14 protein-coding genes are annotated in these 15146 nt (G+C 35.5%); 13 read left to right on the top strand and 1 reads right to left on the bottom strand.

Annotated features, from left to right (window positions below):
- Window positions 1–10 precede the first annotated feature (10 nt).
- The 12 genes from radC (at window position 11) to rfbC (ending at window position 11256) form a co-directional block, all read left to right on the top strand.
- Window positions 11–718 carry a DNA repair protein RadC gene (radC, locus tag HND50_01025; protein NOG43784.1) on the top strand — a complete coding sequence of 236 codons (708 nt, stop codon included), beginning with the start codon at window positions 11–13 and terminating at the stop codon, window positions 716–718.
- Window positions 719–761: 43 nt separating this feature from the next.
- Complete coding sequence (locus HND50_01030) at window positions 762–1118, top strand: four helix bundle protein (GenBank protein NOG43785.1); 357 nt, start codon at window positions 762–764, stop codon at window positions 1116–1118.
- A gap of 74 nt (window positions 1119–1192) precedes the next feature.
- The gene (locus HND50_01035; protein NOG43786.1) at window positions 1193–2743 is read left to right on the top strand and encodes an acyl-CoA carboxylase subunit beta; all 1551 of its coding nucleotides are present in this window, start codon (window positions 1193–1195) and stop codon (window positions 2741–2743) included.
- Window positions 2744–2748: 5 nt separating this feature from the next.
- The gene (locus HND50_01040; protein NOG43787.1) at window positions 2749–2991 is read left to right on the top strand and encodes a hypothetical protein; all 243 of its coding nucleotides are present in this window, start codon (window positions 2749–2751) and stop codon (window positions 2989–2991) included.
- A gap of 8 nt (window positions 2992–2999) precedes the next feature.
- Entirely contained in the window at window positions 3000–3563 is a 564-nt protein-coding gene (locus HND50_01045; GenBank protein NOG43788.1) for a dCTP deaminase, read from the top strand.
- A 173-nt stretch (window positions 3564–3736) separates the two neighbouring features.
- Entirely contained in the window at window positions 3737–4513 is a 777-nt protein-coding gene (locus HND50_01050; GenBank protein NOG43789.1) for a phosphatase PAP2 family protein, read from the top strand.
- Window positions 4514–4590: 77 nt separating this feature from the next.
- On the top strand, window positions 4591–5121 hold the full coding sequence (locus tag HND50_01055; protein ID NOG43790.1) for a thioredoxin family protein: 531 nt from the start codon (window positions 4591–4593) through the stop codon (window positions 5119–5121).
- A 116-nt stretch (window positions 5122–5237) separates the two neighbouring features.
- Window positions 5238–6293, top strand: a complete 1056-nt coding sequence (locus HND50_01060) for an AI-2E family transporter (GenBank protein ID NOG43791.1) — start codon at window positions 5238–5240, stop codon at window positions 6291–6293.
- 116 nt (window positions 6294–6409) lie between these two features.
- Window positions 6410–8452, top strand: coding sequence for a dihydrofolate reductase (locus HND50_01065; GenBank protein NOG43792.1), 2043 nt, complete (start codon window positions 6410–6412; stop codon window positions 8450–8452).
- A gap of 140 nt (window positions 8453–8592) precedes the next feature.
- The gene (gene rfbB / locus HND50_01070; protein ID NOG43793.1) at window positions 8593–9651 is read left to right on the top strand and encodes a dTDP-glucose 4,6-dehydratase; all 1059 of its coding nucleotides are present in this window, start codon (window positions 8593–8595) and stop codon (window positions 9649–9651) included.
- A gap of 181 nt (window positions 9652–9832) precedes the next feature.
- A complete protein-coding gene (gene rfbA, locus HND50_01075) occupies window positions 9833–10696 on the top strand; it encodes a glucose-1-phosphate thymidylyltransferase RfbA (GenBank protein NOG43794.1) in 864 nt (287 codons plus the stop codon).
- Between the two features lie 8 nt (window positions 10697–10704).
- A complete protein-coding gene (gene rfbC, locus HND50_01080) occupies window positions 10705–11256 on the top strand; it encodes a dTDP-4-dehydrorhamnose 3,5-epimerase (GenBank protein NOG43795.1) in 552 nt (183 codons plus the stop codon).
- 7 nt (window positions 11257–11263) lie between these two features.
- Here rfbC and HND50_01085 read toward each other — a convergent pair whose 3' ends face one another.
- Window positions 11264–13210 (bottom strand): PAS domain S-box protein, encoded by a 1947-nt coding sequence (locus tag HND50_01085; protein NOG43796.1) that lies wholly within the window; start codon window positions 13208–13210, stop codon window positions 11264–11266.
- Window positions 13211–13382: 172 nt separating this feature from the next.
- Between HND50_01085 and HND50_01090 the strand changes: the two genes are divergently transcribed.
- Window positions 13383–15002, top strand: a complete 1620-nt coding sequence (locus HND50_01090) for a transglycosylase SLT domain-containing protein (protein NOG43797.1) — start codon at window positions 13383–13385, stop codon at window positions 15000–15002.
- The last annotated feature ends 144 nt before the right edge of the window (window positions 15003–15146 follow it).

The following is a 15146-nucleotide window of genomic DNA, read 5'->3' on the forward strand; positions in this document are numbered from 1 at the left end:
AATAATAAAAATGGCAAATTCTACTCAGGAAAAAATTCCATCGCGTATAACTGATTGGCCGATTGATGAGCGTCCGCGTGAACGGCTGATGAAAAATGGGGCAAATTCCGTCAGCTCCGCAGAGTTGATTGCCATTTTGTTGGGTCAGGGTAGTGCCAGGCATAATGCCGTTGATACAGCCAAACATCTATTGAGTGAATTTAAATCACTGCAGGGTTTGGCAAATGCTTCTTTAGTTGAACTACAGAAAATCCCTGGAATAGGCCCGGCAAAGGCAGTAACACTTCTTGCCGCTTTTCAATTATACCGCAATATGCAGCAAGAAAGTGCGGAAAAATCAATTACTAAATTTACTGATCCGGCTGCTGTTGCTGAAATTTACATTCCTGTAATTGGTCATCTTAAAAAAGAGAGTTTTTACGTAATCCTTTTAGATAGCGCTATGAAGAAGATCCAGGATATGGAAATCTCTCGGGGAATTCTGACAGAGTCTTTGGTTCACCCGCGTGAAGTCTTTAATCCGGCTATTCGTCATAATGCAAAGGGATTGATAGTTTTACACAACCACCCATCTGGCGTTGCGAAACCAAGCACTGATGATCGAAGTATGACAACACGGTTGATTGAGAGCGGAAAAATTCTTTCTATTCCACTTTATGATCATCTCATAATAACAGAAAAAGGTTATTACAGCTTTAGAGAGAATGGGCTTATCTAATTGAGAATCTGAAGATTGTAATATCGAAAGATTGAAATAATAAATGACAAACCAAGAATTGAAGATCCGAACAAAGAAATTCGCACATAGGTGTGTTAAGTTGGCGGTTTCTTTGCCAAAAACCACCTTGGGAAGGCATCTTCAAAGTCAACTTATTAGATGTTCAACCTCAGTAGCCAGTAATTATAGGGCAGCATGTTTAGCACAATCAAAAGCGGCATTTAGTGCTAAAATTAGTATCGTAATCGAAGAAGCAGATGAGTCAGTTTTTTGGTTAGAATTTATAATCGATGAAAAAATATTGAAAGTAGATCTTGTAAAGCCGTTATTCAATGAAAGTCAGGAAATTGCGAAAATATTTATTTCTACTAGAATGACAGCAACCGGAAAACAAAGGTGATATTGCATTTGGGATTGAAGTGAAAATCTTGCAATCTTTCAGTCTTATAATTTTTCAATCAGTAAGGAGTTCCCATGGACCGAAAACAACAATTCAAACATCTCGAATCTTTGCGCGAAGAGGCAAAGCTTGGTGGTGGTGAAAAACGTATTGCTGCGCAGCATAAAAAGGGCAAACTTACTGCGCGGGAGCGAATAGATTTTCTTGTGGATGAGGGATCATTTGTAGAAATGGATATGCTTGTTCGTCACCGCAGCAAAGATTTTGGACTGGAAAAACAGCGTCCTTTAGGTGATGGCGTGGTTACCGGTTATGGCTATATTGATGGAAGGCTGGTTTTTATTTTTTCCCAGGATTTTACGGTTTTTGGCGGCTCATTGTCAGAAACCTTTGCTGAGAAAATTCTAAAAGTTATGGAGCAGGCCATGAAAGTTGGTGCTCCTGTTATTGGTTTAAATGATTCCGGTGGTGCACGCATCCAGGAAGGTGTTGTAAGCCTTGGAGGTTATGCGGAAATCTTTTTACGCAACACTTTGGCCTCTGGCGTTGTACCACAGATATCCGCTATTCTCGGGCCTTGTGCAGGCGGTGCTGTTTATTCTCCGGCGATTACAGATTTTACAATCATGGTTCGAAATACGAGCTACATGTTTGTCACCGGGCCAAATGTTGTAAAGACCGTAACCCACGAAGAAGTTAGCTCGGAAGATTTGGGTGGTGCAGATACTCATGCTTCAAAAAGTGGAGTGAACCATTTAACTGCAGATAGCGATATTGAGGCATTGCAAAAGGTTCGGCAACTAGTCTCTTACATGCCGTCTAACAATATGGAAGATCCGCCCAAGTTAAACAGCGATGATAGACCTGATCGTACTGATGAGAAACTTGATACTCTGGTACCTGAAAATCCAAATCAACCTTATGATATTAAAGAAGTAATAAACTCAGTTGTGGACAAGGGTGATTTTTTTGAAATCCATGAGGATTTTGCAAAAAATATTGTTGTTGGTTTTGCAAGAATGGATGGTTATTCGATTGGAGTAATAGCTAATCAGCCGGCACACCTTGCGGGTGTTTTGGATATTGATGCTTCAACAAAGGCCGCGCGCTTTATCCGTTTCTGCGATGCATTTAACATTCCTCTGGTTACATTTGAAGATGTTCCCGGATTTTTGCCCGGCACACATCAGGAGTGGGGTGGCATTATTAAACACGGAGCTAAACTGCTTTATGCTTATTGTGAGGCGACTGTACCAAAGATTACAGTTATTACCCGCAAAGCCTATGGTGGTGCTTATGATGTAATGAGCTCCAAGCATATTCGTGGTGATGTGAACCTTGCATGGCCATCTGCTGAGATTGCTGTGATGGGACCAAAAGGTGCGGCAGAGATTATCTTTAAAAAAGAAATTTCCAATGCTGAAGATCCTGAAGCAATGCTGGCAGAAAAGGAAAAAGAATACAGGGATAAGTTTGCAAATCCCTATCTTGCAGCTGAACGCGGTTATATTGATGAAGTGATTTTGCCAAGAAATACACGGCTAAGAATTATCCAGGCTTTGCGCATGCTGGAAAATAAGGTGGATAAAAACCCGGCGAAGAAACACGGTAATATTCCGTTGTAGTTTTTATGATAGAATTAATTTTTGAAATAATCGGAATCATTCTTTTGGTTATTTTTTTAACAAAAGTGGTTGATCCAATCTTTAGAGAACTATTTAAAAATGCATTTGACTTTGAGGTTTTTAAGCCAACAAAAAGAGATAAATTATTTATTAAATGGATTGAAAAACGTAAGAATGTTTTTGTTTATGTATTTACTATTTTTTATATCATTATTTTAATTATTGAATTTATAACAGATGATGCTTAGGAGAAAAATTGAGTATTAAATCAGATAAATGGATTCGCCGAATGGCGCAGGAAAATGGAATGATCGAGCCGTATTGCGAGCATATCGGCGGAGATAAAATCAGCTACGGGCTTTCCAGCTATGGCTATGATTTCCGTGTAGCCGATGAATATAAAATTTTTACCAATATCAATAACGAACTGGTTGATCCCAAAGAATTTAAAGAAGCTTCCTTCGTTGATTTTAAAGGAGGCAGTTGCATAATCCCGCCAAATAGTTTTGCTCTTGCGCGTACTGTGGAATATTTCAGAATTCCGCGAAATGTACTGGCAATTTGTGTTGGGAAATCTACATATGCAAGATGTGGAGTAATTATTAACGTTACGCCTCTGGAACCGGAATGGGAAGGACACCTTGTAATTGAAATTTCCAATACAACACCGTTGCCATCTAAAATTTACAGCAACGAAGGTCTTGGCCAGCTTTTGTTTTATGAAAGCGACGAACAATGTGAAACCAGCTATGGCGACAGAAAAGGGAAATACCAAAATCAGCATGGAATTGTTCTGCCGCGAGTTGAAAACCAAAAATAAATCCATAAAATATTAATCGTCAACCTGAACTTGTTTCAGGTTCCTTTTATGAATTTCAATAATGAATTTGGAATGACGATTTAATTACACTAAACATGTGGAATATATTTAAAAATCAAAAAGATAAACCTTTATTAGTCATCATCGCCGTCTATCAAGTTATAATGATGGTGATGCTAATTCTGTTTTTTTCCAAAATAGAAAATAGCTTGTTATGGCTTATTTTTCATGTCACTGTTCTTGCCTTTTTGTTATGGGATCGATCGGCCTATTTAAACAGAATTAAAAAATGGTCCGTGATTGTTTTAATCCCGCTCAATTTTACAGAACTGCATTATCTTGTCCATACCGTTCATCCAATTGATTATGACAACCTTCTTATCCAAATTGACCGCTTTATGTTTGGCACAGATCCAACAATTTGGATGGAGCAGTTTACAAATCCATATGTAACAGAATTTTTACAGATTATCTATTCAACTTTTTACTTTCTGCCCATCGGTCTTGGAATAATTTTAGCGAAGAAGAAGCAAGAAAACGATTTAAATTTCTTGATTTTCCAAATTGTATATGGATTTTATCTTTCCTATATCGGGTATTTTATTTTACCGGCTATCGGGCCTCGCTTCACTCTTGATCACCTTCAAAGCTTTCCATTAACCGGTGTTTGGCTGGCCAATGACATTCAGATTTTGTTAAACACTTTAGAAAATTCTCAGCGCGATGCTTTCCCCAGCGGCCATACTGCAATGACCTTGCTAACTTTATATTACGCGCAAAAATATCACAGGCCTTATTTTAATTTTATGATTCCTGTTACTTCGTTGATGTTAATTTCAACTGTTTATTTACGCTATCATTATGTAATTGATGTGTTTGCCGGAATTGGACTTTTTTATTTTACAGTTGTTAGCGGAAAGTACCTGTATAAATATTTGCAAAAAGAATAAAAGATCTGTATCCCTTTTCGATAATTGTAATCTAAATTCATGATAAAGAAATTGAATATTTTAAAGAACAGGGAAAAATGAATTATTCAAATGAATTTAGATCAGCAAAAACTGTTGATGAATATTTAGCTACATTGCGTGATCAGGAAAAACTTCATCAGCTTCATTACAAAAAAGCAGAAATAATTGGCCATTTACCCAAAAGTGACAATCTGAAAATATTAGTAATTACGGAGCCATGGTGCGGCGATTCAACAGCAATCTTTCCGGTATTGTTAAAAATATTTGAGAATACATCTGTAGAAATTAAAGTTGCCCTCCGAGATGAAAACCCCGATTTGATAGACCAGTTTTTAACCAAAGGCGGTCGTGCAATTCCAATATTTTTATTTTTAGACTCAAATGGCGATCTGATTACAAAGTTTGGCCCGAGACCCCAAAAATCCCAGGCAATTTTTGAAGAACACCGCCAGGATATTAGTGATGGCATAATCGAAAAGAAAGACGTCATGCGTAAAATCAGGACATTTTATGCAAAAGACCGGGGAAAAGCCATTTCAGAAGAATTAATCAACATGTTGAATGAAAATCTCAAACAATTGGTTTAATTTTACAAAAGTCCATTTTAGCGAAAACACTGTATTAACAGATGGCATTTTGTCCAACATCTTCTTAAATTAGGTGCTGAAAAATTCTGTTATTCTAATCTGGAAGCCACCTGATTATGTCAGAAACCAATTCTACTCCGCGTTTTATAAATTTTGCAATCGGGGCAATTGTTCTTTTTTTAGCAATTTGGGTTTTAATAATTGGCCGCGCTATTATTCTGCCTTTTATGATTGCAGCTTTTCTAACTTTTGTACTAGATCCAATAATAACATTGTTAATCAAAATAAAAATTCCACGCGGGCTTGCTGTTTTTATTACAATGATTATTTCTTTTGTAATTTTATACCTGATAGGCCTGCTTGTTTATTCAAACGTTCAAACTTTTGTGCAGCATTTCCCGACTTATGAAGAACGACTCGTTTCCTTATTAGAAGGCACTGTCAGCTCTTTCGAACAATTAATTGGGCAGCAAATTACTGTTGAACTTTGGGAAGAAATTAATTGGCTGGAAGCAATAAAAGATTTTTCAATTGCCAGTAATGTGGTTTCCGGTGTTGGTACATTTTTTTCCTTTTTTGGCAAGATGCTAATTGTAACGGTGTTTATGGCCTATATGCTGATGGGAAAAAACAACCTTAAATCTAAAGTATTTAAAGCCTTTCCTGATAAACAGGCCAAAAGAATTGATGATATAATTGACGCTGCCAGTGGAAAGATTCAAAAATATCTTGGTACAAAACTTTTAGTAAGTACAATTACCGGTATAATTTCCTTTATAATATTTACAATTTTTGGATTGGATTTTGCCATCTTTTGGTCCATAGTAATTTTCCTGTTTAATTTTATACCAAATATCGGGTCAATAATCGCATCGTTGTTACCGGTAATTTTTTCCATATTACAATTTGGCACATTTAGCACGGCCCTTTGGCTTCTGCTTGTTCTGGGAATTCTTCAATTTATTATGGGAAATGTTTTGGAGCCACGTTTGATGGGTTACTCCTTAAATCTCAGCCCGATGATTGTTATATTGTCTTTGATTTTTTGGGGATACATTTGGGGCGTTGCCGGCATGCTGCTTTCTGTTCCAATTTTAGCAACAAGTGCCATTGTATTTGAAAGAATTGATTCACTTAAATTTATAAGTGTTTTTCTAAAAGGCGAAGTATAGCGATTGATAATTGCAGGATTGAAAATTCAATCTGTCTGTTATTCTGTAAGAAACTAAAAAAAGTATTATTAAAAGTTGATAAAATATCTACAGTTTAATTTTATAAGAGGTTTACAATGAAGAAATTTGTGTTTCTATTTTTATTGCTTGGAATGATTATTTCCTGCGAGAATATGGATGAAGCCAATGATGGCAACTCGTTTAAGTACCAAACCGAACAATTTGCAGATTTGCGTATTATCCGCTACCAGGTGCCGGGTTTTGAAGAACTGGATTTGAAAACAAAGAAATTACTTTATTTTCTCTCGCAGGCAGCATTGTCTGGCAGAGATATTATTTATGATCAAAACTTCAAACATAATCTATTTGTTCGGCGCACACTTGAAGCTGTTATTGAGAACTATAAAGGTGATAAAAACAGCGATGATTTTAAGAATCTGATGATTTATACAAAACGCGTCTGGTTCTCAAGCGGAATTCATCATCATTATGCCAAATCAAAATTTAAACCCAATTTTAGCTCAGATTATTTTTCAAAGTTAGTTAAAGAAATCCCTTTTGAATCGTTGCCTGCAAATGAGGACGAAAGCGTGGATGATTTTCTTGCGCGTATCAATCCAATCATGTTTGATGAAACTTTGTATGCAAAAAGTGTAAATCTTGCAGCAGGGATTGACCTTATTGCCGAGTCTGCAAATAATTATTATGAAGGCGTGACACAGGCAGAAGTGGAAGCATTCTATCAAAAACGGATGAATAAGAAAGATAAAGAACCCATTTCCTGGGGATTAAACTCCAAGCTTATCAAAGAAAATGGTGTTATTAAGGAAAAAGTATATAAAGTTGGCGGAATGTATACTGAAGCGATTGAACAGGTTGTATTTTGGTTAACCAAAGCGATTGACGTTGCTGAAAATGATAAGCAAAAGTTGACACTTGAATTACTGATAAAATATTATGAAACAGGTGATTTGAAAATTTTTGATGAGTACAGTATAGCGTGGGTAAATGACACAGAATCCAGCGTTGATATGATTAATGGTTTTATTGAGGTTTATGGAGATGCTCTTGGTTATCGCGGTGCCTATGAATCTATCATCCAGGTAAAAGATCCGATTGCTTCAAAACGCATTGAGGCGATTAGTAAAAAGGCCCAATGGTTTGAAGATAATTCTACAATCATGGAAGAGCACAAAAAAGCGAATGTTAAAGGGATTATAGCAAATGTTATAAATGCAGTAATGGAAGCAGGAGATGCGGCACCCTCTACACCAATCGGAGTCAACCTTCCAAATGCAAACTGGATTCGTGCAACACATGGTTCAAAATCCATTAGTTTAGGAAATATTGTTGATGCATATGGTGAATCATCTAAAAGCAGCGGTTCTCTTGAAGAATTTGCCTGGAACCAGGAAGCAATTGATTTGGCTAAAGAGTGGGGCAAACTTGCCGGAAACCTGCATACGGATATGCACGAGGTAATTGGCCATGCTTCCGGTGTTATTAATGATGGCATTGGTACTCCAAAAGAAACATTGAAAAACTATTCCAATACTTTGGAAGAAGCCCGTGCAGATCTTGTAGCCTTATATTTTGTTATGGATGAAAGATTAGTTGATATGGGTATTTTACCAAACTTAAAACCTGGTATGGCTGAATATAATGGCTATATTGCAAATGGTTTAATGAAACAATTGAAACGTCTTGAGTTGGGCGACAATCTGGAAGAATCTCATATGCGCAATCGCCAGTTAAATGCCAAGTGGGCATATGAAATGGGTAAGGCTGAGAATGTAATCGAACGAAAAGAACGTGATGGCAAAACATATTTTGTTATTAACGACTATATGAAGCTTCGCGATTTGTTTGGCCAATTGCTTCGCGAGATTCAACGAATTAAATCTGAAGGTGATTTTGAAGCTGGTAAAAATCTTGTTGAAACTTACGGAGTAAAAGTTGATACAGAGCTTCATAAAGAAGTATTGGCACGTTATGAAAAACTAAATATCGCTCCTTATGGTGGATTTATTCAGCCAAAGTTAACGGCTGTTGAAGAGAATGGAAATATTGTTGATGTAAAAATAGAGTATCCGGATGATTTTACTGAGCAGATGTTAGAATATAGTAAAAAGTATTCATTCTTGCCGACATATAATTAAGTTATATTTGTCATGGTAAATAAAATAGGCGGCCTAGGCCGCCTTTTTTTTATTTATTTTCCGTGTAGCTAAAAACCATTTTATTCCCTAAATTTCTCTCCTCGAAATAAACCAATCTATTTTTATTAAGGAAAACCTAATTGAAAAAAGTACTTATTACAGGTGGTGCCGGGTTTATTGGCTCCAACCTGGTGCATTATTTGATTAATAATAAATTGGCAGAAGTTATTAACGTAGACAGTCTGACCTATGCTGGAAACCTCGCCTCACTAAAACCAATTGAAAAAAATCCACTGTATCATTTTGAAAAAACAGATATTTGTGATACCACTGCAATTAATAAAATCTTCGATAAATACCAACCTGATTTTGTAATGCACCTTGCAGCAGAGTCGCATGTGGACAGATCTATAGATGGGCCTTCCGAATTTTTAAATACAAATATTATGGGCACCTATAATTTGCTCGAAATAAGCCGGAATTATTGGGAAAAACTAAATGTTGATAAAAAAGATAATTTTAGGTTTTTACACATATCAACTGATGAAGTTTTTGGTTCTCTGGGAAAAGAGGGCATCTTTACTGAAACAACTGCTTATGATCCAAAATCACCATACTCTGCTAGTAAAGCATCATCCGATCACTTAGTACGAGCATGGCAGCACACATTTGGCTTGCCAACTTTGATAACGAATTGCTCAAACAATTATGGGCCCTATCAATTTCCAGAAAAGCTAATCCCTGTAATTATTTTAAATGCCTTGCAGGGAAAACCAATTCCTGTTTATGGAAAAGGAGAGAATGTTCGAGACTGGCTTTTTGTTGAGGATCATGTTTCGGCCCTATGGAAAGTTATTTCTGAAGGTGAAATCGGTGAAACTTATTGTATTGGCGGAAACAATGAAAAACAAAATATTGATGTAGTAAACATTATTTGCAACCTAATGGATGAACTGAATGAAGACCCAAAAGTGGAAAACCATGCCGACCTTATAACCTTTGTAAAAGACAGGCCAGGGCATGATTTAAGGTATGCAATTGATGCTGCAAAAATAAAAAATGCTTTGGGCTGGGAACCGCAAACATCATTTGAAGAGGGATTCAAAAAAACAGTTAAATGGTACCTGGAAAATTTGGAATGGTGTTCCATAGTTTTAGACGGGAAATTGGACTTACAGCGATTGGGATTGAAAGGATAATCGAATCTGCGTTAAGGCATATGAAATCACAAAGTACAAATAATAAAAAACAAACAAATAACAAAATAAAAACACAAATATATCAAACCTATTATGCAACCATTTGGAAATTTTAATTTAGGTATTTGCGGTTTCAATTAATTCTTAATGCTTCTTGAATGCAAAAAAATAAGGAGAAAGTTTGAAAGGAATTATCTTAGCCGGAGGAAGTGGAACAAGGCTTTACCCGGTTACTCAGACTGTCAGCAAACAACTATTACCGGTGTATGATAAACCGATGATTTATTATCCGCTTTCAACATTAATGTTTGCCGGGATAAATGACATTTTAATCATCACAACACCGGAAGATGCAAATCAATTTGAAAGATTATTAAAAGGTGGCAGCCAGTGGGGAATAAACATTTCTTATGCTGTTCAACCAAAGCCGGAAGGTTTGGCACAGGCATTTATTATTGGTGAGCAGTTTGTTGGAAATGACCCTGTCTCTCTGGTTCTTGGAGATAATATTTTTTTCGGGCATTCCTTACCCGAGATTTTAACAAGAGCTGCTAAACAACAAAAAGGCGCAACAGTTTTTGGCTATTATGTAAAAGATCCTGAAAGATACGGAGTTGTTGAATTTAATGATAAAAATGAAGCACTTAGTATTGAAGAAAAACCCGACAAACCTAAATCAAATTATGCGGTCACAGGATTGTATTTTTATGACAATGATATCGTTGAAATTGCTAAAAACATTAAGCCTTCTCCTCGTGGTGAATTGGAAATTACCGATGTAAATCGTGTGTATCTAGAAAGAGGTTTACTAAATGTAGAGTTGATGGGCAGAGGTTTCGCATGGCTGGATACCGGAACACATCAATCATTAGTTGATGCAACTTTGTTTATCAAAACAATTGAAGACAGGCAGGGGCTAAAAATTGGCTGCATTGAAGAAATAGCCTACAGAAATGGTTTTATCGATGCGGCCCAGATTGAAAAATTAGCTGATCCAATGAAGAAAAACAGTTATGGTGAATATTTATTAGGGCTTTTAAAATAAAGGATGATATGCCGTTCATTTTCGAAAAAACTGAAATAGAAGAAGTACTTCTTGTAAAACCCAAAATTTATAACGATCAGCGTGGTCACTTTTTTGAATCATATAAAAAATCAGAATTTATAGAAAATGGAATACAGGAAGAATTTGTCCAGGACAATTGCTCAAAATCCGTGAAAGGAGTATTACGGGGATTGCATTACCAGGTAGCACCATTTGTTCAGGGGAAATTTGTTCGTTGCATTAATGGAGCAGTTTTTGATGTAGCTGTTGATATCCGTAGGAATTCGGCCACTTTTGGCAAATGGGTTGGATATGAGTTGAGTGAAGAGAATAATAATATGTTGTATATCCCTCCAGGGTTTGCCCACGGTTTTCAGGCTTTAACAGACATTGCTGAAGTGGCCTATAAAGTTACAGCGGAATACAGTTATGAAAGTGAACGGGGAATAATGTGGAACGATCCTGAAATAAATATTAAATGGCCTATAAAAGACGTGCTCTTGTCAGAAAAGGATACAGGTTTTCCGGGATTAAATCAGGCAGATTTGTTAGGTGATTAAACCTATTTTATGCATCTAAAACTTCGCGGACTTTCTTTAAAAGGTCAAAAGGTGAGAATGGTTTCTGAATAAATTCAGTTCCAGGATCGAGAATTCCTTGTTCATCAATTGCGTTATCTGTATAACCGGACATATAAATCACTTTTGTCCCGGCTTTGAAATTTTTAAGGCTTTCAATTAGTTTTTTTCCACCCATCTCTGGCATTACTACATCTGTCAAAATCATACTAATTTGTTCTCTGTTTTTATTATAAACATCAATAGCTTTTTTACCATTATTGGCTTCTAATACCTCATAACCATATGTTTCCAGCATTTCGATAACAAGTTCGCGAACCTGTTCTTCATCTTCTACTACAAGAAGGGTTTCTTCTCCACCAACACTTGGTTTATGCTGTATTTGCAGCTCTTCTTTTTCTATATCTTCAACAGTAATTCCAGATTTAGGGATAAAAATTGTGAAGGTAGTTCCAACATTCTTTTCGCTGTCTATAGTTATGTGGCAACCACTTTGTTCAATAATACCGTAAACTGTAGATAATCCAAGTCCTGTACCTTTACCTTTTTCTTTAGTTGTATAAAAAGGTTCAAAAATGCGGTCTTTAATCTTATTTTCAATTCCAATTCCACTATCGGATATTTTAAAAGCTATATATTCTCCGTCTCCAAGTTCTCCATAAAATTTGTTGTCTGCGTTAATTTCGATGCTTTCAGTGGATAGTGTTAATTCTCCGCCATCAGGCATTGCATCTCTTGCATTTACTACAAGATTCATTATAACCTGCTCGATCTGGCCAGGATCGGCTAAGATTTTGTCTAAGTTATCTTCTAGACGAGTTTGCAAAATTATGTTTTCACCAATTAATCTTTTTAGCATCTTTTCCATATCATGAATAAGATGGTTTATATTGATTAATTTCGGTTGCAGAATTTGCTTTCGGCTAAAAGCTAATAACTGGCGGGTTAATGATGCTGCCCGGTCTGCAGCTTTATTAATTTGAATAATGTTTTTGTATTGAGGATTCTTTTTGTCAATTGTGGCAAGAAGGTTGTTGCTGTATCCGGAAATCACAATCAATAAATTATTAAAATCATGAGCTACGCCGCCTGCAAGTTGACCAATCGCTTCCATTTTTTGTGCGTGTCTAAGCTGGTCCTCAAGCTGTTTTTTCTCCGTTATATCACGACCAACGCAAATTATAAGGATTGGATTGCCGGAATCATCGGAAATCGTTGATGTTGAAAAGGCAAATGGAAACTCTTCACCTGTTTTTTTTAAACCTGTAATTTCGCCTTCCCATGCGCTAGTCATTGTTGCCGGGATAATCTCATCATCAAAAAGGTTTTTTTCAGCTGTGGCACAAAGAAAACTTATATTTTTTGTTTTAAGCTCTTTGGAAGTGAAGTTGAAAGTTTCGTAAAGCATCTCATTGGCATAAATAATATTACCGCTAAGATCAATTATTGCAAGGCCTTCATGGATACTTTTCATTGCATGGGCAAGCATACTTATTTCAACTTCAGTTCGCTTACGAGTTGCAATATCACATACTGTGGCAATAAAAAATATTTCGCCATCAATATTTACTATTGACAGAGAAATTTCCATTGGAAATATTTCTCCATCTGTCCGTTTTGCAGCAATTTCCATATTATCCAAAGGTGTGTTGCCTTCGGATGAGGTGAGCGAAAAGTGCTTTAGAAGCCCAATAAATTTATCTTTGTTTTGTTCAGGAATAAAGCTTGCAAATGAATGCCCACGCATTTCAATATCAGAACATTGAAAAACTTTTTCTGCCTGCGGGTTTAAAATTAGAATTGACGCTTCCTGATCTAACAAAAGCATCGCATCATTACTAGCATAAAATACCGCATTGAGTAAATGAGTAATTTTTTGGGACAAATTTTCAATATCTGTTTGAGCAGTCAATTCAGATGTATCGAACGTATCCATAGAATTAATCTTCATACGTTTAGAAACTTTACCATAATATTTTTAAATATTTAGTAAACAGCTTCGACTAAAATACATTAATTGTTTATTATTATAACCTCATGTGGTATTATTGACCAGTTATTGATATTTATAAAATGAAAAGATGAATACTTTGAATAGGTATATTTTTTTGGTTCTTCTAGCAATTAATTTTCAATTGGTTTTGGGTCAAGATCAGGACAGTAGCGAAACAAAGAGTGAAATCCTTAATGAATTGAATTATGGTCTAAAAAAAATGTTACTTATGCTTAAAAAAGGTGAAAAGGATAGTGCCGGGGTTTGGTTTAAAGAAAACTATTTTGAACTGCATAAACATAATCTTCTGACAGATTCTATAATCACTACCTTGGCGAGAGAAAATGATAAAACAATTAAAAATGATTTGTCCAATAAATATGCAGCCAAAGATAGTTTAATAGATAATGAGCTTCATTTCTTTATTGTGAATGAATTGCAATCCATTGCGATTGAACTTGGAGAACGTCCAGAAACAATCTTGCCTGAGAGTTTTATAAAAGAAGTTGAAAAATACGTAATCATGTTTTCCCAAAAGCAAAAGTTTCACGCATTTTTTCAAAAAGCTATTAATAAATCAAGGAAGTATGTTCCTTTATTTCGAGAACATTTTACAGAAAAGGGATTTCCGGAAGAATTATTATTCTTTATTATTATTGAATCGGGATTTGATGAAAATGCGATTAGTAAAGCCGGGGCAGCTGGGATGTTTCAATTTATGCCGGCCACTGCAAGACAATATGGTTTAGAAGTTAGTAAGAAAAGTGACCAGCGCTTCTCCGCAATTAAAAGTGCGGAAGCATCTTCCCAATACTTAAAAGATCTCTATTTAGAATTAGGCAGTATAAACCTTGCTCTTACTTCATATAATTCTGGATCTGGTAAAACCAGGTCAGCTTTAAAAGAATTAACCACACTACACGAGAGGGGCTTTTGGGCTATTCGGGAAAAAAGCAAAAAGCTTGCTAAAGAAACCAGGGAATATATTCCTCAAATTTTTGCTGCAATAGTAATTGCAAAAACGGGTAATCCTGAAAAATTTGGCTTTAAAGATCCTGGCTTTCCTGTTCGTGGGGATTATTCTACTTTTATTATACCTCGATCAATAAATATAAAAAAACTTACTGAATCATTAAATATTTCTTCGGAAATCTTCTTCTCTTTAAATCCTGATATTGATTCCAATAAGCTAACTACACCTATGGATGTTGCGGATTATCCATTGTTTGTGCCAACTGTGACAGCTGAAAGATGCCTGGAGTTTTTACGGAAAAAATTTGGACCAAAAAAGTTTGATGGTTCAGAGCCTGTAAATGTGAAACAGACCAATGTACCATTAAAAAAGAAAAGAAAATCAAATACAAAGAAAAGAAAAGTTGGTTATAACCCAAACTTTGTAAAAAAGACAGAAGTTTATAATATCGGTGAAGAGTTTATTTATTATGTCAAAAGGGCAAATACTCTACATCTTGTTGCCCGGATATTCGGAGTATCTGAAAAAGAATTGGTTAAATGGAATTCACTTAAATTCAAGTCATTAAAAAAAGGCCAATCACTAAAAATAAAAGCTCCTAAAAAAATCACAAAATATATTTATGAGGTTCAGGAAAAAACATCTTATAGAAATATTGCCCTTCAATTTAATGTTAATGCTAACTCATTAAAAAAAACTAATAATATCAAAGGGCAGTTCATAGAAAAAAATGATATCGTGGAAATATATTCATTCAAATAATCTACTTTTATTATATTTAATCCCTCTTTTTTTTCATCAGTAAAGTTATAAAATTCAATGAGTTATAATTCTGTTTTGTATATATATTTATCAAAAATTTAAGAAAATATTTAAGAAGAAAATTGCCCCCCCGACCAAAGAAGT

The sequence above is a fragment of the Calditrichota bacterium genome (genome assembly GCA_013112635.1).
Classification (GTDB): Bacteria; Calditrichota; Calditrichia; order Calditrichales; family J004; genus JABFGF01.